This window comes from Roseovarius conchicola (genome assembly GCF_041403425.1).
In the GTDB taxonomy this organism is placed as follows: domain Bacteria; phylum Pseudomonadota; class Alphaproteobacteria; order Rhodobacterales; family Rhodobacteraceae; genus Roseovarius; species Roseovarius conchicola.
The window spans coordinates 160,268-180,198 of sequence record NZ_JBGEHK010000004.1 but is presented as its reverse complement, the minus strand read 5'-3'; the positions used below and the strand labels follow the sequence as shown (position 1 = coordinate 180,198).

General features: G+C 59.1%; 22 protein-coding genes and 2 tRNA genes. 12 read left to right on the top strand and 12 right to left on the bottom strand.

Annotated elements, in window-relative coordinates:
* Positions 1-43: 43 nt before the first annotated feature.
* Entirely contained in the window at positions 44-919 is an 876-nt protein-coding gene (locus tag V6N02_RS12925) for an AraC family transcriptional regulator (RefSeq protein ID WP_371226019.1), read from the bottom strand.
* 161 nt (positions 920-1,080) lie between these two features.
* Here V6N02_RS12925 and V6N02_RS12920 point away from each other — a divergent pair, with 161 nt between their 5' ends.
* Complete coding sequence (locus V6N02_RS12920) at positions 1,081-1,995, top strand: aldo/keto reductase (RefSeq protein ID WP_371226018.1); 915 nt, start codon at positions 1,081-1,083, stop codon at positions 1,993-1,995.
* A 97-nt stretch (positions 1,996-2,092) separates the two neighbouring features.
* Here the strand turns inward: V6N02_RS12920 and V6N02_RS12915 are convergent, their stop codons facing one another.
* Positions 2,093-2,344: a DUF6552 family protein gene (locus V6N02_RS12915; protein WP_371226017.1), complete on the bottom strand. Its 252-nt coding sequence runs from the start codon at positions 2,342-2,344 to the stop codon at positions 2,093-2,095.
* On the bottom strand, positions 2,334-3,038 hold the full coding sequence (locus V6N02_RS12910; protein WP_371226016.1) for an SDR family oxidoreductase: 705 nt from the start codon (positions 3,036-3,038) through the stop codon (positions 2,334-2,336). Before V6N02_RS12910 ends, V6N02_RS12915 begins: the two co-directional genes overlap by 11 nt.
* 103 nt (positions 3,039-3,141) lie before the next feature.
* On the opposite strand from V6N02_RS12910, the gene V6N02_RS12905 reads away from it, so the two are divergent.
* From V6N02_RS12905 to V6N02_RS12860, 10 genes are all read left to right on the top strand, one after another.
* On the top strand, positions 3,142-4,023 hold the full coding sequence (locus V6N02_RS12905) for a LysR substrate-binding domain-containing protein (protein WP_371226015.1): 882 nt from the start codon (positions 3,142-3,144) through the stop codon (positions 4,021-4,023).
* A 232-nt stretch (positions 4,024-4,255) separates the two neighbouring features.
* Complete coding sequence (ihfB, locus tag V6N02_RS12900; RefSeq protein WP_371226014.1) at positions 4,256-4,537, top strand: integration host factor subunit beta; 282 nt, start codon at positions 4,256-4,258, stop codon at positions 4,535-4,537.
* Positions 4,538-4,540: 3 nt separating this feature from the next.
* A complete protein-coding gene (locus tag V6N02_RS12895; RefSeq protein ID WP_371226013.1) occupies positions 4,541-4,891 on the top strand; it encodes a LapA family protein in 351 nt (116 codons plus the stop codon).
* A gap of 8 nt (positions 4,892-4,899) precedes the next feature.
* On the top strand, positions 4,900-5,547 hold the full coding sequence (locus V6N02_RS12890) for a phosphoribosylanthranilate isomerase (RefSeq protein ID WP_371226012.1): 648 nt from the start codon (positions 4,900-4,902) through the stop codon (positions 5,545-5,547).
* Positions 5,538-5,990 carry a GNAT family N-acetyltransferase gene (locus V6N02_RS12885; protein ID WP_371226011.1) on the top strand — a complete coding sequence of 151 codons (453 nt, stop codon included), beginning with the start codon at positions 5,538-5,540 and terminating at the stop codon, positions 5,988-5,990. The genes V6N02_RS12890 and V6N02_RS12885 overlap by 10 nt, the downstream gene beginning before the upstream one ends.
* 54 nt (positions 5,991-6,044) lie before the next feature.
* The gene (locus V6N02_RS12880) at positions 6,045-6,791 is read left to right on the top strand and encodes a hypothetical protein (protein WP_371226010.1); all 747 of its coding nucleotides are present in this window, start codon (positions 6,045-6,047) and stop codon (positions 6,789-6,791) included.
* A gap of 69 nt (positions 6,792-6,860) precedes the next feature.
* Positions 6,861-8,090: a tryptophan synthase subunit beta gene (trpB, locus tag V6N02_RS12875; protein WP_371226009.1), complete on the top strand. Its 1,230-nt coding sequence runs from the start codon at positions 6,861-6,863 to the stop codon at positions 8,088-8,090.
* A 278-nt stretch (positions 8,091-8,368) separates the two neighbouring features.
* Positions 8,369-8,438: transfer RNA gene (locus V6N02_RS12870), tRNA-Gln, on the top strand.
* A gap of 2 nt (positions 8,439-8,440) precedes the next feature.
* Positions 8,441-8,514, top strand: a tRNA-Asn gene (locus tag V6N02_RS12865).
* 389 nt (positions 8,515-8,903) lie between these two features.
* On the top strand, positions 8,904-10,052 hold the full coding sequence (locus V6N02_RS12860) for a slipin family protein (RefSeq protein WP_371226008.1): 1,149 nt from the start codon (positions 8,904-8,906) through the stop codon (positions 10,050-10,052).
* 47 nt (positions 10,053-10,099) lie between these two features.
* On the opposite strand, the gene V6N02_RS12855 is transcribed toward V6N02_RS12860, so the two are convergent.
* Positions 10,100-11,122: a permease gene (locus V6N02_RS12855; protein WP_371226007.1), complete on the bottom strand. Its 1,023-nt coding sequence runs from the start codon at positions 11,120-11,122 to the stop codon at positions 10,100-10,102.
* A gap of 92 nt (positions 11,123-11,214) precedes the next feature.
* Between V6N02_RS12855 and V6N02_RS12850 the strand changes: the two genes are divergently transcribed.
* Positions 11,215-12,072: a LysR substrate-binding domain-containing protein gene (locus tag V6N02_RS12850; RefSeq protein WP_371226006.1), complete on the top strand. Its 858-nt coding sequence runs from the start codon at positions 11,215-11,217 to the stop codon at positions 12,070-12,072.
* Here V6N02_RS12850 and V6N02_RS12845 read toward each other — a convergent pair.
* From V6N02_RS12845 to V6N02_RS12810, 8 genes are all read right to left on the bottom strand, one after another.
* Positions 12,069-13,238 (bottom strand): MFS transporter, encoded by a 1,170-nt coding sequence (locus V6N02_RS12845; RefSeq protein ID WP_371226005.1) that lies wholly within the window; start codon positions 13,236-13,238, stop codon positions 12,069-12,071. The two genes, V6N02_RS12850 and V6N02_RS12845, sit on opposite strands and share 4 nt — an antisense overlap.
* Before the next feature lie 90 nt (positions 13,239-13,328).
* Positions 13,329-13,703 (bottom strand): DUF2237 family protein, encoded by a 375-nt coding sequence (locus V6N02_RS12840; protein ID WP_371226004.1) that lies wholly within the window; start codon positions 13,701-13,703, stop codon positions 13,329-13,331.
* A 32-nt stretch (positions 13,704-13,735) separates the two neighbouring features.
* The gene (locus V6N02_RS12835) at positions 13,736-14,899 is read right to left on the bottom strand and encodes a serine hydrolase domain-containing protein (protein WP_371226003.1); all 1,164 of its coding nucleotides are present in this window, start codon (positions 14,897-14,899) and stop codon (positions 13,736-13,738) included.
* A 55-nt stretch (positions 14,900-14,954) separates the two neighbouring features.
* The gene (locus V6N02_RS12830; RefSeq protein WP_371226002.1) at positions 14,955-16,031 is read right to left on the bottom strand and encodes a serine hydrolase domain-containing protein; all 1,077 of its coding nucleotides are present in this window, start codon (positions 16,029-16,031) and stop codon (positions 14,955-14,957) included.
* The gene (pth, locus tag V6N02_RS12825; protein WP_371226001.1) at positions 16,028-16,717 is read right to left on the bottom strand and encodes an aminoacyl-tRNA hydrolase; all 690 of its coding nucleotides are present in this window, start codon (positions 16,715-16,717) and stop codon (positions 16,028-16,030) included. Before pth ends, V6N02_RS12830 begins: the two co-directional genes overlap by 4 nt.
* Positions 16,718-17,118: 401 nt before the next feature.
* Positions 17,119-17,787: a 50S ribosomal protein L25/general stress protein Ctc gene (locus tag V6N02_RS12820; protein ID WP_371226000.1), complete on the bottom strand. Its 669-nt coding sequence runs from the start codon at positions 17,785-17,787 to the stop codon at positions 17,119-17,121.
* A gap of 102 nt (positions 17,788-17,889) precedes the next feature.
* Entirely contained in the window at positions 17,890-18,576 is a 687-nt protein-coding gene (locus tag V6N02_RS12815) for a DNA helicase (protein ID WP_371225999.1), read from the bottom strand.
* A gap of 173 nt (positions 18,577-18,749) precedes the next feature.
* On the bottom strand, positions 18,750-19,913 hold the full coding sequence (locus V6N02_RS12810) for an alpha-hydroxy acid oxidase (protein ID WP_371225998.1): 1,164 nt from the start codon (positions 19,911-19,913) through the stop codon (positions 18,750-18,752).
* Between the last annotated feature and the right edge of the window lie 18 nt (positions 19,914-19,931).

The following is a 19,931-nucleotide window of genomic DNA, read 5'->3' as shown; positions in this document are numbered from 1 at the left end:
CGGCCGTGATCGCTGGATGACGCATTAACCCAAGCGTCCGTTCCTATGCGCGTTCCAATGCGAACTCCTTGCTCGGAGCCACGCCGAACTTTCGGTGATAGTCACGACTGAAATGGGTTGGGCTTTCGTATCCGACCTCGAAACTTGCCGCTGCCACGCTGTGCTGTCCGGTACGCAGCAAATCGCGTGCTGTGATCATGCGCAGGTCTTTTTGATACTGCAGGGGTGTCGTGCCTGTCACAAGCTTGAAGTGGCCGTGAAATGACGATTGACTCATCCCGGCGGTGTGCGCCAGATCCGCAACGGTCAGGGGGTGGCGGTATTCTGATCGGATCTTCAGGATCGCTTTTGATATCCGGCTCGCGTGGCTGTCGACAGACAGAAGGCTGCGCAACATGCCCCCGATGGGCGACATCAGCAGCCGGTAGTGGACTTCGCGCAAAATAGGTGGCCCCAGAACATCGACGTCCAAGGGGCTGTCCAACAAAGCAAGATATCGCGCAATTGACCCAATCAATTCGGGGTTGGCCGGACCAGAGGAGAGTGCACGCGCGCTTGGTACCTCGGCCAGATGTGCCCCAACCTGTTCATAGAGACTTCTTACCACGCTCAGATCCAAGGAGAGGATCAAGGCAAGATAGGGTCTGTCGGCGGATGCCATGGTGATCTTCGAGTGAACGGGCAGGTCGTGGCTGACCACCAAAGCATCGCCCGCATCTAACTTGCTGACCTGATCGCCAATGACAGTTTCTTTAGAGCCTTGAAGGATCAGGCAGACTACAGGATTATAGACAACCGCCTCGAACTCCGTGATCCCATCTGCCCGAAAAACAAACAGGTTGGGTAGTTCACCATCCTTCTTTTCCTTTATTTCTTCCAGATGCATCAGTGCAGGTTCAATAAGATCACGAATATGCATTGGCTAACCCTCCTTTCTGCTTCCTAGCATCAGGAACATGCCGATGCATCTTATTCTTCAGATATTTGTAGGAATTGATAGATAAACTATAGAAAGTGGCAGGCAGGCGATGCGCCAGCCCGGTATGGTGACCCCAAACACGTCAACCACCGGAGATGACCATGACCACCACGCAATGCACCTTTCCCCTCAATCGCAATACCAACATACCCGCCGTTGGATTCGGCACCTACCTGGTTTCCAATGAAGACGCTCCCTCCGTGGTAAAGGCGGCCATCGAAGCCGGGTATCGCCATATCGATGCTGCTGCCGGTTATCAGAACGAAGAGGCCGTTGGTGAGGGCATTCGCGCCGGGCTGGCTTCGACCGGCCTGTCGCGCGACGACATTTTTGTGACAACCAAGCTTTGGCCCGGCAATCCGGCGTGGGGCGATGAGCCGAAATCCGGGGCGCAAACCGTGGCGGAGTGCGATGCCAGCCTGGAGCGGCTTGGCCTGGAGTACGTAGATCTCTATTTGATCCATGCCCCATACGGCGGCTCCAGGCGCCTCGAGCAATGGCGTGCTCTGATTGAGTTGCAAAAGGCCGGGAAGGCACGTGCGATCGGGGTGAGCAATTTCAACCAATCCCACCTTGATGAGATTAAAGCCGCTGGCCTTCAGGTGCCGGATGCGAACCAGATCGAGCTTCATCCCTGGTCTCAGAAGCCCGATTTGCTGGCCTACATGGCCGAAAACGGAATTGCGCCGATTGCCTATAGTAGCCTTGTGCCGCTTTCGACATGGCGTGTCGAAGAGGGGCAGGCCAGCGCCAAGACCGACAAGATGAAAGCCGATGGAAGTGTCTTCACGAGTATGGCGCAAAAATACGGCGTCTCAGAAGCACAGCTTTTGCTGCGTTGGGGCGTACAAAACGGATATGCCGTGCTGCCCAAAAGCCTGAACCCCGATCGCATGCGACAGAACATCAGTCTCTTCGGTTTCGAAATCGACGACTCAGATATGGCAATGATCCGAACCATGGACCGGGGCGAGGGTGTTGCCTGGGCAACGGGCGATCCAAGCACCGCTGAATGATGCCATTAAACGGGCCTGCTTGGATTGCTTGGCTGGCCCAGCATGCCGGTTTGAGGATGATTGTTTATTATGTTCCGGCGGTTATCCAAGGGATGAACTACCTGGCGGCCATGCCCACCAGCATCGCCCCAAGTGCCACGATATGCACCAGCATGATTGCGCGGTCCTTCCACAGCACTCCGACCATGAACCAGCCGATGACCCCCACAACAAAGAGGTAAAGGTTCCAAGGGGTCCATCCCATCCCCGTCGCGGCATAGCCGGCAATCTGGATCGCCGAAGCCACCCATTTCACCCCGAAGGCAAGCCTGTCGCGCCGGACCTGTTGTGCAATGGGCTCAGACAGCACGGGTCAGTCCGCCATCGACCCGCAGGTTTTGACCGGTCATGTATCCCCCCGCATCAGAGGCCAGCCACGAGATCAGCGATGATACTTCGTCGGTGCGTCCGTACCGTCCCATCGGGATACGCGCACGCCGGTCATCCGTTTCGGGCAGGCTGTCGATAAAGCCGGGCAGCACGTTGTTCATCCGGATAGCGTCGGCGGCGTATTTGTCAGAGTAAAGCTTGGTAAACGCCGCCAGTCCGGCGCGGAACACACCCGAGGTGGGGAAAAGCGGGTCCGGTTCGAACGCCGCAAAGGTCGAGATGTTGATGATCGCACCGCCGCCCTGGGCCTGCATCAATGGGGTCACAAGCCGCGTGGGCCGGATCACATTCATCAGATACACCTCCATGCCGCTGTGCCAATCGTCATCGCCGATCTCCAGCACCGGACCTTTCGGACCGTGCCCGGCCGAGTTGACCAGAACGTCCACCCGGCCCCAACGTTCGGTCGCGCCATCAACCAGTTCTTGCAGCGCATCAGGGTCAAGGTTTGACCCAGTCACACCAAATCCCCCCAAGCTTTCCCCCAGGGCCTTGCCCTTGCCAGAGGAAGAGAGAATCCCAACCTGAAATCCATCTGCCGCCAAATGGCGCGCTGCATCCGCACCCATCCCGCTGCCTCCAGCTGTCACAAGAGCCACTTTTTCTACTGTCATAGAGCTATCCTTCGGGGTCAGTTTGTCATCTTTCTGTATTATATATATGAAAAATGCAGGATAAGCAGATGAGAATACCAACTGTAAGGATGTAGAAAAACTATTGCCTACTTCAGATCACCTTCCACCACTGAACGCGCTGCGCGCCTTTGACATGGCAGGGCGGCACCTGAACTTTCGTCTTGCGGCCGAGGCTTTGTCGGTCACGCAGGGGGCGGTGGCCCAACAGGTGCGCGGGCTTGAAGCCGATCTTGGCATGCGTCTGTTCGACCGGTTGCCGCGCGGTCTGGCGTTTACCGAGGCCGGGCGCGCTTATCATGCGCAGATAACGGGTGCCTTCGAAACGCTGGAAGCGGCGACACGCGCACTGAAACCTTCGGCCCAACAGGTCACGATCAGCGTAACACCCAGTTTCGCGTCCCGTTGGTTGATCCCGCATTTGCCCGAATTCACAACCCGGTATCCCGGTATCGATCTGCGCATTCTGGCGACCGAACGTGTGTCGAGCTTCCACAGCGACGGCATTGACCTGGCCGTTCGGCAGGGCCGCCCTCCGTTTGGGGCCAGCCTGCGGCAGCTGCGATTGTTTCGTCAGGACATCATTGCGGTTTGCGCGCCTGACCTTCTGGAAAGCCACACCCACGGCGAAGGAAACCCTCTCGACGGGCTTGTCCTGCTGCATGACACTCACAATCTCTGGCCCGAATTTCTGGGTGGAAAGGCTGGTCTGGCCGGGTCTCGTCGTGACCATGGACTGCAATTCAACCAGACGTCTTTGAGCATTGAGGCCGCGCTGGCCGGGCAGGGAGTGGCGCTGGCCAGCCGCTTTTTGGTGCAGCGCGATCTGGATGCTGGCCGCCTTGTTCAACCCGTGGACCGGGCGTTGGAAGGACAGCAGGATTTCTACCTTCTCATGGCACGCAAATCCCGCGATCAGAGAGCGGCTGCGAAGGCCTGGGATTGGTTGTCGGGCTACGCCAGTTAGGGGTGGGTTCGGCGATTGTGCAGCCGAATCAATGGCTTTTTGATTAAGTTCGAGATTGGCGCTTCGGCGCTGCAAAGTGGATTGTGCACCCGGCTTGCGCCATTTTTCGGGACTTGAGGCGCGAATTTTAGCCAAAACACCCTCTCACAACCCGCCTAAACGTTTTTGTTTCCCGCAATTCTATCTATAGTCTTCGGATAACGCGCTAAAAAGCACGGGGGAGAGGACACCGATGATCCGATCGGAATTGATTCAAAAGATCGCCGACGAAAATCCACATCTCTACTACCGCGATGTGGAAAGAATCGTTAACACGATTTTCAATGAAATCACCGAAGCAATGGCCAGTGGAAACCGTGTTGAGTTACGCGGGTTTGGAGCATTTTCGGTCAAGAAACGTGACGCCCGTATTGGGCGCAACCCGCGCACCGGTGAATCGGTGCATGTCGATGAAAAGCACGTGCCGTTTTTCAAGACCGGAAAGCTGCTGCGTGACCGCCTGAACGGAAAGTAAGTCATGCGTTACATTCGCTATGCCTCGATCGCCATCTTCGCGGTGGCGCTGATCCTGATTGCTTTGGCCAACCGAGGAATGGTGTCGCTCAAGGTGTGGCCGGATGAGTTGGCGGGTTTGGCCGCGACCAATCCCACCTTTGAAGTGCCGTTGTTCATGGTGATCTTTGGTGGCGTCCTGGCAGGGCTGATTGTTGGGTTCATATGGGAATGGATCCGCGAAGCCGGAGAGCGCGCCGAGGCCGCCCGTCAGGCCCGCGAAATGCAACGCCTGCGCGCCGAGATTGCGCGTCTTAAAGGCGAAAAGCATGAAGGCAAGGACGAGGTGCTGGCCCTTTTGGAGCAGGCCAGCTAAGCAGGGCCATGCCGCAGGATATTCGTGTAAAGATTTGTGGTCTCACCACACAAGACGCCGTGGATGCTGCCGTTGAAGCGGGAGCAGCCTATGTTGCGTTCAACTTCTTCCCTAAATCGCCGCGCTATGCGACACCTGAACTGGCCGCGCAATTGGCGGCAACGGTGCCTGCGGGCGTGGCCAAGGTGGCTCTGGTCGTGGATGCCGATGATACGTTTCTCGACAAACTCACCTCGGTCGTGCCGATTGATATGCTTCAGCTGCATGGCCATGAGACCCCCGAACGGGTGAGCGAGATCAAAGCGCGCTATGGTCTGCCGGTGATGAAAGCCGTGGGCGTGGGAGATGCCAGCGATCTGGCGCAGTTGGATATTTATGCGCAGGTGGCCGATCAGCTGTTGGTCGACACCAAACCGCCCAAGGGCGCCGATCGACCCGGTGGGAATGCCACCAGCTTTGACTGGAACCTGATCGCCGGGCGGCGTTGGAGCGTGCCTTGGATGCTGGCGGGTGGTTTGACGCAACAGAACGTGGGGCAGGCGATTGCCCAGACTGGCGCACGCCAGATTGATCTGTCTTCGGGTGTCGAAAGTGCTCCGGGCGTCAAGGATCCGGCGCTGATCCATGTCTTTATAGAAGCCGCAAGATGCGCATGAACTTTCGGGTCGCGCGGGCAGAGGATGTTCCGCAGGTCCTTGCTCTGCTCAGCGATGATATCTTGGGAAAAAACCGCGAGATAGATGACCTTGCCCGGTATCAAGCGGCGTTTGCGCAGATGCAGGCCGAGGGGGCCAATCATCTGATCGTGGGCGAAGCTCCGGATGGCAGCCTTGTTGCCACCTACCAGATTACCTTTATCAGCGGCCTGTCGTTGTCGGCCACGCGCCGGGCGCAAGTGGAATCGGTGCGGATCAGCAGCGCTATGCGCGGGCAGGGCCTTGGTCATCAGATGTTTGAGGATGTTGAGACACGTGCGCGGGAGGCTGGGTGTCGCTTGATCCAGCTAACCATGAACAAGACGCGCGAAGACGCCCACCGGTTTTACACCGGGATCGGATTTGAGCCCACCCATACAGGCTTTAAGCGCATGTTGGATTGAAAATCGGCTCTTGCCCTGTAACCTGTGTCCAAGGTTATTTTATCGGAGCTTTAGATGAGAGATTTTACATGCGCCCTTGTGGCTGGGCTGATGATGGCACCCACACTGGCTAAGGCGAACGACGGTTTTCAGACCACGGACAGCTGTGCGCAGATATTTGAAAACGCCTCGGATATCGAACGCGTCATGCTGGGGGCTTGGGTCACGGGCTATCTTGACAGCGTCAACAACACCCAAAGCACGTTGATCCGGGTGGATAATGCTGTGACGGTCATGCGCAATGTGGCTGCCTTTTGCGAGTCCAACCCGCAGGCCACGTTGATCCAGATCGTACAGGCCAGCCAGAAGAACACGCCCGAGACCGCTGGCACCAAAGCTAATGCCGAAGCGTTTCTGAACCAGTTCCTCGACCCATCTGCGGATCGCATTGCATTGACGGCGGCACTGAAACCGACCGAGGCGGATATCCGTGCGGTCTATGCGCCAGAATTGGCCGAGCGGCTGATCCCGATGTATGAAGGCATGTTCACCCCGGATGCGCAGATCGGCCCAAAACAGGGGCAGACCCAGGTGCTTGTCTGGCACGGGACCACCGGATCATTGCGCGACGGTGACCCTGTGCTTGAGGATTTCCCAGGCGGGTATGGTGATGTGCGCCCCTATTTGCAGGGGAACTTTCCGATCGTGCGCTTCAAGTTCGTTGAACCCGGCGAAACTATTGGCATGGCCTTTGACGGGCTGATCCATGTGAATGACCGCTGGGTGTTTATGCCCAAGCCTTGGCGCGCGCTGGGAAACTAAGCTTTTCGCTGGAAAATCCTGAGCGCGTCCCATATTCAAACGCAGACCCATAGCGATAGGCACTCTGCGATGAATGATCTTTTCAACTCCTTCATGACTGGCCCCGATGAAAAGGGCCGGTTCGGCAAATTCGGCGGGCGGTTCGTGTCCGAAACCCTGATGCCGCTGATCCTGGAGTTGGAGGAACAGTACGAGCACGCCAAAACCGATGAAAGCTTCTGGGCCGAGATGAACGATCTGTGGACCCATTATGTGGGCCGCCCCTCGCCTTTGTATTTCGCCGAAGGTCTGACCGAGCATCTGGGCGGGGCCAAGATTTACCTCAAGCGGGATGAGCTGAACCACACCGGCGCGCATAAGATCAACAATGTGCTGGGGCAGATCCTGCTGGCCCGCCGCATGGGCAAGACCCGTATTATTGCCGAAACCGGCGCGGGGCAGCACGGTGTGGCGACCGCTACGGTCTGCGCCAAGTTTGGCCTGAAATGCGTGGTCTATATGGGTGCACATGATGTGGAGCGCCAAAAGCCCAACGTGTTCCGCATGCGCCTTCTGGGGGCCGAAGTGGTGCCCGTGACCTCCGGTCGCGGCACGCTGAAGGACGCGATGAACGATGCGCTGCGCGACTGGGTCACCAATGTGCGCGACACGTTCTATTGCATCGGCACGGTCGCGGGTCCGCACCCGTACCCGGCAATGGTGCGTGATTTCCAATCTATCATTGGCAAGGAGACCAAGGAACAGATCATGGCTGCCGAGGGCCGCTACCCGGATACGATCATCGCCGCGATTGGCGGCGGGTCAAACGCGATGGGCCTGTTCTATCCGTTCCTCGATGACAAGGATGTGCAGATCATCGGTGTTGAGGCCGGCGGTAAAGGTGTGAATGCCAAGATGGAACATTGCGCGTCCCTGACCGGTGGGCGCCCCGGCGTGCTGCATGGCAACCGCACCTATCTGCTACAGGATGATGACGGTCAGATTCTGGAAGGCTATTCGATTTCGGCGGGCCTCGATTATCCGGGCATCGGCCCCGAGCATTCCTGGCTGCATGACACGGGCCGGGCCGAATATGTTTCGATCACCGACAAAGAAGCGCTGGGTGCGTTCCAGCTGTCTTGTGAGAAAGAGGGCATTATTCCTGCGCTGGAACCCTGCCATGCGCTGGCCCATGTGATGAAGATCGCGCCCGAACTGCCCGCCGATCATCTGATCGTCATGAACATGTGCGGGCGGGGCGACAAAGATATCTTTACCGTCGCCAAGCATCTGGGTTTTGAGATGGCCGAGGCGGACTGAGGGACGCGTAGGATAATTGCGTCTTTAGGGCGTGATTTGACGAATGAAGGGCGCGCCAGTGGGCGCGCTTTTTCATTTATTACCTGGGCTTGAAATATTGTTGCGCAAAGATCACGAGTGTTTTGCGCTGGTATTTTACCCTGTAGTCCGACTCGCGCCGTTAGCGGTATCACCTGCCTCCCGATCACGCGGATCGGACCCTAGCGGTTGGAGCTTTCACCTCCGCCGGTGCGGGCGGCCCTGCCAGCCCCGTATGCCAGGGCCGGGCGGCGCGGGAATGCTGGTAGCTCAGTGGTAGAGCAACAGATTTTGGTTCTGTGGGCGAGGGTTCGATTCCCTTCCAAGCAACTGCAAATGTAGCTCAGTCTGGTTAGAGCAAACGACTGTTAATCGTTTTGGCGCAGGTTCGAATCCTGCCATTGCACCTCAAGCTCCCTGAACAGGAGCACTGGCCTTCCACGCCAGTCACATCACGGGTCCGGGGTCGTCTCAGCAGGGGCACCCGGTGCCTGACCTCTCTTCGGAGGGGAAGGGCAAAGGATTGCCGCTGCTCTGGCATTTGCGCCGGAGCGGGGATGATGGAAACGCCGTGAGGCGGCCCGCAGGCCGGGGGTTACCCCGGAACGCGCGCCGGATCACCGCAACGCCCTCTCGCCCCATCCCGCGCGAAGCTTTGGCGCGGGGCGGCTCCGGATCCACTTCAACGTTCCAACATGGAGCTTAACACCTGTCGGCACTTCTGCCGCAACCCACCCAACCAAAAGGAGATCGCACCTTGCGACGACGATAGGACGAGAGAGAAGGAAAAAGACGATGATACATACACTGACACGACTGATCGAAACGCTGGCCGGGATTACCCGCGTCACCGTGATGGAAACCGAGCGGATGCTGGTGCTGCGGCACGGGCGGATCGATGGTATCCTGAGCGCAGGGGAGCACCGCCTGAAGCGGCGTGGGCTGACCCTTGAGACCCACGATCTGACACAACATCGTCTGGCAACGCCCCTTGAGGGCGCCCTCTTTCGGGATCGTCCCGATCTGGTCGCGGCGCATTTGACCGAGCTGCGAGCAGAAGACGGTGAGGTGTTGATCGTGCGGCGTGATGGCCGTCTCTACGATGTTTTGCTGACCGGGACACGCGTGGTCTACTGGACCGACGCAGGCCCTTGGGAGGTAGAGCGTCACGCGGTTACCGAGACGCTGACAGTGCCCAAGGCACTGATGGATGCGCTCACCCGTGCCGGGCTGACCCAGGCTTACGCGGCCACCCATGTGGCCGAGGGGCATGTTGGCTTGCTGACCGTCGATGGGGATCTGAAAGGGCGGCTTGCCCCCGGGATCCATGCGCATTGGCGGCTGGGACGGCACGTGGCCGTGCGGCAAGTCGATCTTCGGATGCGGACCCACGAGGTCACTGGACAGGAAATCCTGACCAAGGACCGGGTGACCATCCGGGTCAACCTGACGGCGACCTACCGGGTCACTGATCCTGAGCGTGCCGTTGCTGCTGTGCGGGACCATGACGAGGCCCTGCACCGCGCGCTACAGCTGGCGTTTCGCCGGACGCTGGGTGCGATGACACTGGACCGGCTGCTGGCCGAGAAAGTGACCATTGATGCCGAAGCGGCCGAAACCGTGCGGGCCGACATGGCCCGGATCGGGATCGAACTGGGCGAGATCGCGTTGAAAGACGTGATCCTGCCCGGCGAGATGCGCGAAATCCTCAACCGTGTTGTCACGGCTGAGAAAGAAGCCGAGGCCAACGTGATCCGGCGCCGGGAAGAAACGAACGCAACGCGGGCGCTTCTGAACACGGCAAAGGTGATGGCCGAGAACCCTGTGATGCTGCGCCTGAAAGAGCTTGAGGCGCTTGAGAGCATCGCCGGAAAGGTCGACACACTGACGGTCCATAACGGGACCGAAGGTCTGATGACCGACGTCGTGCGGTTGCGCGACTGAACAGGCCCGGCCCGGGGGGAACCTCGGGCCGGGTTTTTCCGTGCTGGTCACATGATCCAGTCGAAGACATAGGCCACCATCAGCGATCCCGAGACAGCTAAAGCCAGATAGAGCACGAAGGGTTTCAGCCGCAGAACCGGAAAGATCGCCATCGCCCCCCAGATGCTGACCACGCCGCCGGAGACGAGAAACCCCATGGCCGCTCCCGGTGACATGCCGTGATCCATCAACCCGCGTGTCAGGGGCAGGGCGGCATAGCCATCGAGATAAGCAGGCGCGCCCACGATGACTGCAAAGGGAATGGCCCACCACGCGTCCTCGCCGACATAAGCCGAAAGTGCCTCGGGTTGCAGGGCCGCGTTCAGGGCGTATTCGGCGGCAAAGGCAGGGATCAGGCAGATCAGGATCAACCGGGTCGTGGCCGCAAAGTTCTGGCGAAAGACCGCCCGTCGTTCTGGGCTTTGCCAGACACAGGCTTGAAATCCAACAGGCTTGTCACAGCCGCATTTGGACAGGTTTCCAACGATGGCATTCTTGCGCAGCGCGTCCAAAGACCATTCCTTGCGGGCAAAAAGCGCTGTGATGGCGCCACCCCAAAGGCCCAGGCCGAACGCCCCTACCGTTTTGCCGATGGCGAAACTCATTCCCAGCGTGGCGGCGGTGGTGGCCAGCATCGCCGGGTCGGTCACAGGAGAGGACAGCCAGAACGCCATGATCGGGGCCAACGGGATGCCCGCCGCCAGCAAACCGGCCATCAGGGGCAGCACCGTGACACCGCAAACCGGAGTCACGGCACCAATAGCAGAGGCGGCGATGATCGTGTGAAGCGTGCGCCCCTCAAAGGCGCGAGCGATCTGGCTGTCCGCGCCGCTGGCTATGATCCATGAGGCCAGAAACAGCCCGGGGATCACCAGAGGTGCGACCGAAACCAGGCCATAGACCACGAAGCCCGCCATGGCGGCCATATCCTGTGGCCAGATCACGACCCCAAGACCGGCTAGCAGCACTGCGCCGAGGATCAGCGCTGATCTGCGACTGGTGCGGGATGTGGGGTGGGTCTGGTCGGACATGATGCGCCTCTTGAATGGGGACTTCTTGACTATGGGTGGGCTTAATTCATATGTGAAACGGGTTATTCATGTATCAGCCATGAGGAAATCAAATGGAAAATCTCAATAGTGATCTGCTCCGCACCTTTCTGGCGGTGGTCGAAACGGGCAGCGTCACCAAGGGCGCGGCACGTATTTTCCGCTCCCAGTCAGCGGCCAGCCTGCAAATTGCCAAGTTGGAAGATATCCTCGGGCAACCGGTGTTTGAACGGCATGGGCGCGGGGTGGTTCCAACTGAGGCTGGAGAGAAACTGTTGCCGGTGGCACGGGACGTGACACGGATGCTGGACAGCACGTTGCGGGATCTCACATCGGATGATCTGCATGGCAAACTACGTCTGGGCCTGCCCGATGATCAAAGCCACGCGGTGCTGGCCCGGATCGTCGCCGAGTTTGCACAATCCCACCCGCTGGTCGAACTGGAAGTCACTTGCGCGCTGAGTGCCACCTATCCCGATGCGCTGACCTCGGGCGCGCTGGATCTTGCGGTTTATGAAGAGGCCGACCCAACTCCGGGCGTTGACATCTTGCGGCGCGAACAGACATGCTGGATGATGTCGCGCCACCATGATCTGTTATCACGGGATCCGGTGCCGGTGGCCTTGTTTGATCGTGATTGCTGGTGGCGGGACGCGGCGCTGGCTGCGTTAAATGCATCCGGCCTGCGGTATAAGGTTGTCTATTCAAGTCAAAGCGTTACGGGTGTCTTGGCCGCAATCGAGGCCGGAATCGCCATTGGCCTTTTGGGAAAAACCAGTCAAACGCCCGATGTGCAACCGCTTGGGGCCGAGCAGGGGTTCAAACCCATGCCCGTTTCTCATCTGGTTCTGGGAACACGAGAGGATGCGGATAGCCTCGCGATCAAGGCCATGCAGGGGGCTATTCGTCGGGCCTTTGCCCAAGACAGCTAGCCCCCAACCGTTCTGCGCCGAAACACCAAAGTCACCACGCCTGCCGAGAACAGGCCGAACCCTGCCGCCGTGAGCAAGGCGATGTGATAGGTTCCGCTGATATCAAACAGTACACCGGCCAGCCACGGACCCAGCAATCCGGCGGCGCCCCAGGCCGTGAAAACACGCCCATAAACGCGCGCGCTGTCCTGCGTTCCGAACAGTTTGGCGATGACGGCTGGATAGGCGGCAATCGTGCCACCATAGGCGAACCCGACAAGGCTTAACCCGACGATCACCCCGCCAACAGGACCAATCAAAGCAAGACCGACCAAGGACAAGGCGGTTAGTATGGCCAGACCGCTCAGCAACACGCCTAGGGGGATCTTGTCAGCAAGACGTCCGCCTGCAAGGCTGCCAACAAGGTTGGTGCATGAGATGACCACCGCTGCCGTCCAACCTGGCAGACCGGGTTTCAAGACGGCCAGAATGCCTGCGGCGTGGCCCAGCACCATCAACCCGGCCAGTACGGCTCCGAAATACCCGATCCAAAGCAATTGCTGATCCCTGATCGCGGTGGGTTTGCTGTCTGCGGCGGGTCTGGACGACTTGTACCAAGCCTTGGCGCGATGCATCAGGGTGGCGCTGATCGACCCGGTAGCGATCAGAACGACGCTCATGGCGAGCATTGCCAAGGCAAACCCGCTGACATCGACAGCGATGGCAAAGAGAATGGGTGATACAATCGCACCCAACGCATAAGCAGCGGTGACAATGCCCATGGCCAGCCCTTCGCGCCCGGGGTTGACCTGCGCCGAAATTTGCAAGCCAAAGCCATATCCAATGCCGTTGGCAGCGCCAAAGATCAGACTGTACCCCAGCCAGATTACAGGCAGAGAACCGGCGATGCCCGCCAAAAAGGTACCAAAAGCGGCCAGCGCGCTGGTCACCAGAACAAGACGTGCCGCTGACCAGCGGGCAAATATGCGCGGTCCCAAAAGCACAGTGCAGGTGAGCGTGACCAAGGCCAGTGAGTAGGTGAAGGAGACGGCAGAGCGGGAGGCCGAAAATGCCAGCTCAAGGGGTTCAAGAAAGACCGAGAACGCGTGTACTGACCCCAGAACCGCGCAGAGCAGGGATGCCGCAGCCAGAACAAGACGTGCCTTGCTTTGATCGTGCCGCGCCATGCTTACCGTTCTCCACCCATTGAAGAACCAGCCTAAGCGCCTTTTCAAGCCAGACATAGCCCCGACCGTCTGGGCGGATGCAGGCGGGTGTTAATCGGGCGCGTGCTGCTGCAGCACATCCAGCGGCACAATGTCCAACGCCCGCTCATGCGTTGCCTCAAGTCGCACCTGCGGCGCACAGCCCTCGTCATGGGCTTGCAGGAACCGCGCCGCGCACAGGCACCATTGATCGCCTGGTTTCAGACCCTTGAAGCCAAACTCGGGATGCGGTGTGCTCAGGTCATTGCCGACATATTTGGAATAGGCCAGAAACTCGGCTGTCATAAGCGCGCAGACCGTGTGGCTGCCATGATCCTCGTCACAGGTGTTGCAATGTCCGTCCCGGAAAAATCCGGTGACCGGATCGTTTGAACACAGTTGGAGCTCGGTGCCCACAACGTTCAAAGAAGGTGCTTTCTGGATCATCGGATTGTCCTTTCGCCCTCTATTGTAGGCGTTCAGAGCGCCTCGGCAATAGCGCGGAAAATCTCGATATTTTGCGCATTCACACCAGGTTCGCGGAACCCGCGATCCGCGGCGGTGGTCACGATCACCACGTCGCGGAATTGATCGATATAGATATATTGCCCGTAGATGCCGCGCGCCATGAACACGCCATCGGGCGCGCCAACGGGTATCCACCATTGATAGCCATATCCGGTCTGACCTGAATCCGTGGGTGCGCTGGCGCGGGTCGAGGCCGTGATCCAGTCCGAGGGGATCACCTGTGTTGCACCATAGCGGCCCATCTGCGCCACCATCCTGCCGAAACGGGCATAGTCCCGTGTAGTCAGGTTCAGCCCACCCAGCACGAAGGCCACACCCTCACCGTCAGTCAGGTAATAGGGCGTCGCCTCCAATCCCAGGGGTTCGATCACGCGTTCAGACAGGAGCGACGGGATATCGCGCCCGGTTGCGCCACGGATCACCATGCCGATCACATGCGTGTCGATCGAGACATATTGCCAGTCGGTTCCAGGCGCTGCGAAACTCTCGCTTAGCTCAGCGGCAAACCCGTCCATGGTGCCCCCTAGGGCCAGCACTCGGCCCATGCGGTTGATGTCGGAATTGAAGTCCAGATAATCCTCGTCAAACACGACCCCGCTGGTCATTTGCAGCACATTCAGGATCGTCGCCCCGTCATAGGCACTGCCGGTCAGTTGCGGCGCGTATTTCGTGACAGGGTCATCCAGTGAGGCAATCGTACCATCCTCAACCAGCAATCCCATCAGTACCGAGAGATAGCTTTTGGCCATCGACCAGCTGATGCGGCGGTCTTCGGGTCCGGTGCCAAGGTGATAGCTTTCATGCACGATCTGCCCGTCTTTCAGCACCAGCAGAGAGGTCACCGCCTGTTCGGTGATCCATGGCGCAACACCATCTGGCAGAGTGGCTTCAGGGCCTTGGGGCAGGGGCGAGACGGGGCCTGACCCGCGCGGCACCTCGACAGTCAGAAAGGCGCGGTCCATATTCGAGAAATTGGCGACGATCACGTCTTCATCAAACAGCGAATTCACCGCCCATAGGCGCATCAATTCTTCGCGTTTCCAGATGCCAAGGCCGATGGCCACCATCAGCACAAGCAAGACGGCCCGAAAGCCCCATTTCAGTATCGCGCGCATATACCTGTCCTTCCTGCTTGGAGGTACGCAATGGACCGGACAAGCGCAAGTGCGTTCAGAGGGCAGCTATCTGGCGGAAAATATCCAGCGCATTCTCGAATACGCCCTCCTCCGAAAAGCGTCGGTTGGCCGAGGTGGTCACGCAGACGGTTCGTGCGGCCCGGTTGACATATATGTACTGGCCGTAAATCCCGCAGGCCATGAATTCACCGGGTACTGCATCGGCAGGACGCCACCATTGGTCGCCATATCCCAGCTCGCCCTCGGGCGTGGGGGCCAACCCGTGATCAACCCGGTCGGTCCAGTCGCGCGGCACGATCTGGCGGCCCTGCCACCGGCCGCGATCTGCCATCATCTGGCCAAAGCGGGCATAGTCGCGAGCGCGCATGGTCAGCCCGCCCAGCACGAAGGCGACGCCGCGGGCATCGGTCAGATATCCCGGGGCGGCCTCGCAACCCAGCGGCGTGATCAGTTTCTCGGACAGCAGATCAGGAGTATCGCGCCCGGTCGCGCCCCGGATCACCATGCCGAGCGCCTGGGTGTCCAGCGAGTTATAGACCCAGACCGCGCCGGGTGCGGCGTGGCGCTTCTGACGCGCGGCCATATAGGCATCAAGGCCTCCGCCACGCCCCAGATAGTCGGCAAGACGGCGAATATCGGATGCAGGGTCATGATAGTCTTCGTCAAACGCCACCCCGCTGGTCATCTGCAACAGGTGCTCCAGAGTGACGCCATCATAGGCCGAGCCTTTCAGCGCGGGCGCATACTCCGTTGCGGAAACGTCCAGCGACGGGAACATGCCCTCACCACGCAGGATGCCGAAAAGAACTGACAGAAAGCTCTTCGCGATAGACCAGGACATGCGCCGGTCTTCCGGTTGGGTTCCGCGATGTGCACTTTCATGGATCAAGGCACCATCTTTCAGCACAAGGAACGAGGTAACCCATTGCGTCTCGATCCACTGTAAAACGGCATTGGGCAACCGCTGAATCTGTCCTTTGGGTAAAGCTGGCGAGGGTTCGGGCGAGGCGATTTCAGACGTTGGGAAAAGCCGATCGACGGTTGAGAAATTGCCCGCGATCCGATCGCTTTCAAAGAGATGCGCGATATTGCGCGCGCAGTCTTGTGTCACCGGAACTTGTCCATCAGCTTTTGCATCGCGCTGCGGGTGTCTTCGGCGGGGGGTTCGGGTTCTACTTGGGTGGGTTTTGCCGCTGCTTTGGCCCTGCCCTCGGTCTTGGACGATCTGGGTGGGGCTGTGCGCCGGGCAACCGCGTTCTGAAACTTGTCATTGGCGCCTGCGGCCAGGTGGGGGGCGCCATCGCTGACCCCGCGCAGCACATCGTCCAGCCAATTGGCATCGGCCTTGGCAAAGTCCTGCAATACGTAATGCGGTACAAGCTCTTTGCGGCCCGGATGGCCCACGCCCATGCGGATGCGCCCATAGCCATCGCCGATATGCTGGTGCAGCGAACGCAGGCCGTTATGGCCCGCATGTCCACCGCCCTGTTTGACGCGCAGCTTGCCGGGGGCCAGGTCGATTTCATCGTGGAAAACGAGAACGTCTTCAGGGGTCAGCTTGTAAAAGCGCATCGCCTCACCCACCGACTGCCCCGACAGGTTCATGAAAGTTTCGGGCTTGAGCAACATGATCTTTTCAGGTCCCAGCCGACCTTCGCTGATCACCCCCTGAAATTTAGATTTCCACGGGCCAAAGCCATGATCCTCGGCGATCCGGTCTACCGCCATGTAACCGATGTTGTGCCTGTTCCTGGCGTATTTTGCGCCCGGATTGCCCAAGCCTACAAATAGCTGCATCGCGATTGCCCTGTTCGTTGGTGCAAGTGGTCTACGCGCAGAGAGGGGCGGAATCAACGAAAGATAGGGTGACTAAAGGCGTAGTGTTGATGTCCGCATTGAGCCCTTGGTGGTCATCCCCCCGCGCGGAATCAAGGCCGCAGGCCGCCGCGCGATCGCCAGGCCGCCCGCAAGGGCTGGCGATTTGGCCGAATTTGGCGCAACGCGGTGAACTCTTGCGGGTTTGGGACCATAAAGTGCACGGCAGAAATGTCTGATCGCCATCCCGCGGTCTGGCCATTGCGCGGCTCCGCAAGTGACCGCTTCGTCCGCATTGCCGCCCTGCAACACTGAGGCTGCTCATTACAAAAGGCGCGCCCCCTGTGGGAACGCGCCTTGTCGTAATTCCGAGTGGTCGAAGATTACTCTTCGCCGCCCTCGGCGTCGCCTTCTGCTTCGTCCTCACCAACGGTCGGGACTTCTGCATCGGTGTCGTCGTCTTCCTCGTCATCCGCGCCAAGCACGGTTGGTGCTGCAACGCTGCAGATCAGGAAGTCACGGTCAATGGTCAGCTTGCTGCCCTCAGGCAGTTTGATGTCGGAAATCGTGACCGAGTCACCAATTTCCAGACCGCTGATGTCCGCCGTCAGACTTTCGGGAATATCGCCCGCTGTCACGATCAGCTCAACCTCGTTGCGCACAACGTTCAGAACACCACCCTTGCGCAGGCCAGGGCATTCTTCTTCGCCAACGAATTCCATGTTGATGAACAGGTTGATCTTGGTGGTGCGGCGCAGGCGCATCAGGTCCAGATGCGTCGGCAGGTCTTTGACCACATCGCGCTGAACGTCGCGGCAGATCACCCGCACATCGTCATGCCCGTCAACCTTGAGGTTGAAAAGGGTCGACTTAAAGCGCCCGGCTTTCAGCTTTTTCAGCAGAACGTTGAACGGAATGTTGATCGGCAACGGATCAACGTCGCCCCCAAAAACGATCCCCGGAACCATGCCTTCGCGGCGTGCTGCACGAGCGGCGCCCTTGCCCGTCCCCGTGCGTTCCTGGGCGTGAAGATCAGGAATTTCTCCAGCCATCTTGTATTCTCCATATGTGATGCGGGACTCCTCCAAGGCTGTAGTCCCGCGTGAAGACGCGCGTATAGACCGGAATGACCCTGTTGGAAAGGGGGATTCTACCTAATTCAAAAGGGTTTCAAGCCGTGCTTGCCCATCATGCAAAAAACAGGCCTTCGAGATCAGAGAGAGGTCCACAGGATTGGGCAGCCGGATGTCGGCAAAGCCGGGCAGGGGACCATCCTTTGCATCAAACCCGCGATCTATCTGGGAGAGCGCCAGAATCGTGATGCCACGCGCTTCGGCAAAGCGTTTGAGGGTCGCCACCTGATCTGCCAGTGGTGGAAACTGGCGTTTTTGATCAAGCAGTTGCAGGTAATCAATGGCGGCCACCGATCCGGCGGGCGCGTCCTGCATAACACCGATGATGTAATCGGCGCAGATCCCGTCGGATGTATCAATGTGGATACCTTTGCCAATCTGGGTCTGCAATTCGCTGGGGTGGTATTCCAGCGTGAAGAAATACGCAGCCCGCCCGGCACCGGCGGCCTCGGCCAGCAGGTCAAGTGCCAACAGGGTTTTGCCATGACCCGGTCGCGTGGCCAGAAGGACAAGTTCGCCCGGTGTGCAGGCTTCCAGCAAGGCCTTGGCGGACACCACCTGCGATTGGCTTTCGGCAAGATGCGACCACGCGCGGAAGCCTTGCGAATGGGCAATCTGATCCAGCGCCAGATGCAGTGGAATGCCCTTTTCACGTGCCAACAGCTTGGCTTGGCGCTTGAGACGATAAATCGGGAAGGAAAGTTTCATGGATAAACCCCTCTGAAACAGGCCGTTTGGCAATCCCTCCTTATGCACTCAGCCTGAACAGCGGATTTCCAGATCATAAACCCCTGCATGACAAATGCTGCCCCAATCGGAGGGAGGAGGCCCGGGTCAGGCCCTGGTTCCATTCTAGCGTTTCACTGTGGTCGGCTCAAGTGTCAGGCCCAGTCGCCTTCAAAATCCTTCGGGATCATCAGGATATCGCGATCCAGTTTGGTGATGTCACGCCGCCCGCACAGGCCCATCGAGGTATCCAACTCGTTATGAATCACCTCCAGCGCGCGGGTGACGCCCGCCTCGCCCATCGCGCCCAGCCCATAGACATAGGCCCGCCCGATATAGGTGCCCTTGGCCCCCAGGGCGACGGCTTTGAGCACGTCCTGACCGGTGCGGATGCCACTGTCGATATGTACTTCGATCTTGTCGCCGACAGCCTCCATTATGCCGGGCAGGGCACGGATCGCTGACAGCGCGCCGTCCAATTGCCGCCCGCCATGGTTCGAGACGATGATCGCATCTGCCCCCACATTCAGCGCCTCACGCGCGTCGCGCGGATCCATGATGCCCTTAATGATCAGCGGGCCATCCCACATTTTGCGAAACTGGCGGATGCGGTCCCAGTCAAGCGCCTGATCAAAGGCTTGAGCTGTCCAGCTGGACAGCGATGAGGGGTCCGTCACCCCCGAGGCATGGCCAACGATGTTACCAAAGCTGCGCCGCTTGGTGCCCAGCATGCCAAGACCCCATTGCACCTTGGTCATCATGTTCGCCACCGATTTCACCGTCAGCTTGGGCGGGGCCGAGAGGCCATTTTTCAAATCTTTATGTCGTTGACCCAGCAATTGCAGATCAACCGTGATCACCGCCGCCGAGCATTTGGCATCTTTCGCTCGATCAAACAGGCGTTGCATGAAATCATCGTCTTTCAGCGTGTAAACCTGCATCCAGAATGGCTTGGTGGTGTTCTCGGCCACATCCTCGATGGAACAGATCGACATCGTGCTAAGTGTATACGGGACGCCGAATTTCTCTGCCGCTCTGGCCGCTTTGATTTCGCCATCCGCATGCTGCATGCCGGTCAGGCCGACAGGCGCCAGAGCCACGGGCATCGACACATCCTGCCCGATCATCTGGGTGGCCGTGCTGCGCCCGGTCATGTCAATCGCCACACGCTGGCGCAGTTTTAGCTGATCAAAATCCGAGGTGTTCTCGCGAAAGGTCTGCTCGGTGAAACTGCCGCTTTCGGAATAGTCATAAAACATCCGCGGCGCACGGCGTTCATAGATGCGGCGGAGGTCTTCGATACAGGTGATGACGGGCATGGCAGCGGCCTTTTTTGT

Coding starts and splice junctions, on each gene's coding strand:
- V6N02_RS12895 (WP_371226013.1), top strand. CDS start 4,541: ATGCGTTACATTCGCTATGCCTCGATCGCCATCTTCGCGGTGGCGCTG.
- V6N02_RS12860 (WP_371226008.1), top strand. CDS start 8,904: ATGATACATACACTGACACGACTGATCGAAACGCTGGCCGGGATTACC.
- V6N02_RS12890 (WP_371226012.1), top strand. CDS start 4,900: ATGCCGCAGGATATTCGTGTAAAGATTTGTGGTCTCACCACACAAGAC.
- V6N02_RS12815 (WP_371225999.1), bottom strand. CDS start 18,576: ATGAAACTTTCCTTCCCGATTTATCGTCTCAAGCGCCAAGCCAAGCTG.
- V6N02_RS12880 (WP_371226010.1), top strand. CDS start 6,045: ATGAGAGATTTTACATGCGCCCTTGTGGCTGGGCTGATGATGGCACCC.
- ihfB (WP_371226014.1), top strand. CDS start 4,256: ATGATCCGATCGGAATTGATTCAAAAGATCGCCGACGAAAATCCACAT.
- V6N02_RS12820 (WP_371226000.1), bottom strand. CDS start 17,787: ATGGCTGGAGAAATTCCTGATCTTCACGCCCAGGAACGCACGGGGACG.
- V6N02_RS12835 (WP_371226003.1), bottom strand. CDS start 14,899: ATGCGCGCGATACTGAAATGGGGCTTTCGGGCCGTCTTGCTTGTGCTG.
- V6N02_RS12920 (WP_371226018.1), top strand. CDS start 1,081: ATGACCACCACGCAATGCACCTTTCCCCTCAATCGCAATACCAACATA.
- V6N02_RS12810 (WP_371225998.1), bottom strand. CDS start 19,913: ATGCCCGTCATCACCTGTATCGAAGACCTCCGCCGCATCTATGAACGC.
- V6N02_RS12925 (WP_371226019.1), bottom strand. CDS start 919: ATGCATATTCGTGATCTTATTGAACCTGCACTGATGCATCTGGAAGAA.
- V6N02_RS12845 (WP_371226005.1), bottom strand. CDS start 13,238: ATGGCGCGGCACGATCAAAGCAAGGCACGTCTTGTTCTGGCTGCGGCA.
- pth (WP_371226001.1), bottom strand. CDS start 16,717: ATGCAGCTATTTGTAGGCTTGGGCAATCCGGGCGCAAAATACGCCAGG.
- V6N02_RS12840 (WP_371226004.1), bottom strand. CDS start 13,703: ATGATCCAGAAAGCACCTTCTTTGAACGTTGTGGGCACCGAGCTCCAA.
- V6N02_RS12910 (WP_371226016.1), bottom strand. CDS start 3,038: ATGACAGTAGAAAAAGTGGCTCTTGTGACAGCTGGAGGCAGCGGGATG.
- V6N02_RS12885 (WP_371226011.1), top strand. CDS start 5,538: ATGCGCATGAACTTTCGGGTCGCGCGGGCAGAGGATGTTCCGCAGGTC.
- trpB (WP_371226009.1), top strand. CDS start 6,861: ATGAATGATCTTTTCAACTCCTTCATGACTGGCCCCGATGAAAAGGGC.
- V6N02_RS12855 (WP_371226007.1), bottom strand. CDS start 11,122: ATGTCCGACCAGACCCACCCCACATCCCGCACCAGTCGCAGATCAGCG.
- V6N02_RS12850 (WP_371226006.1), top strand. CDS start 11,215: ATGGAAAATCTCAATAGTGATCTGCTCCGCACCTTTCTGGCGGTGGTC.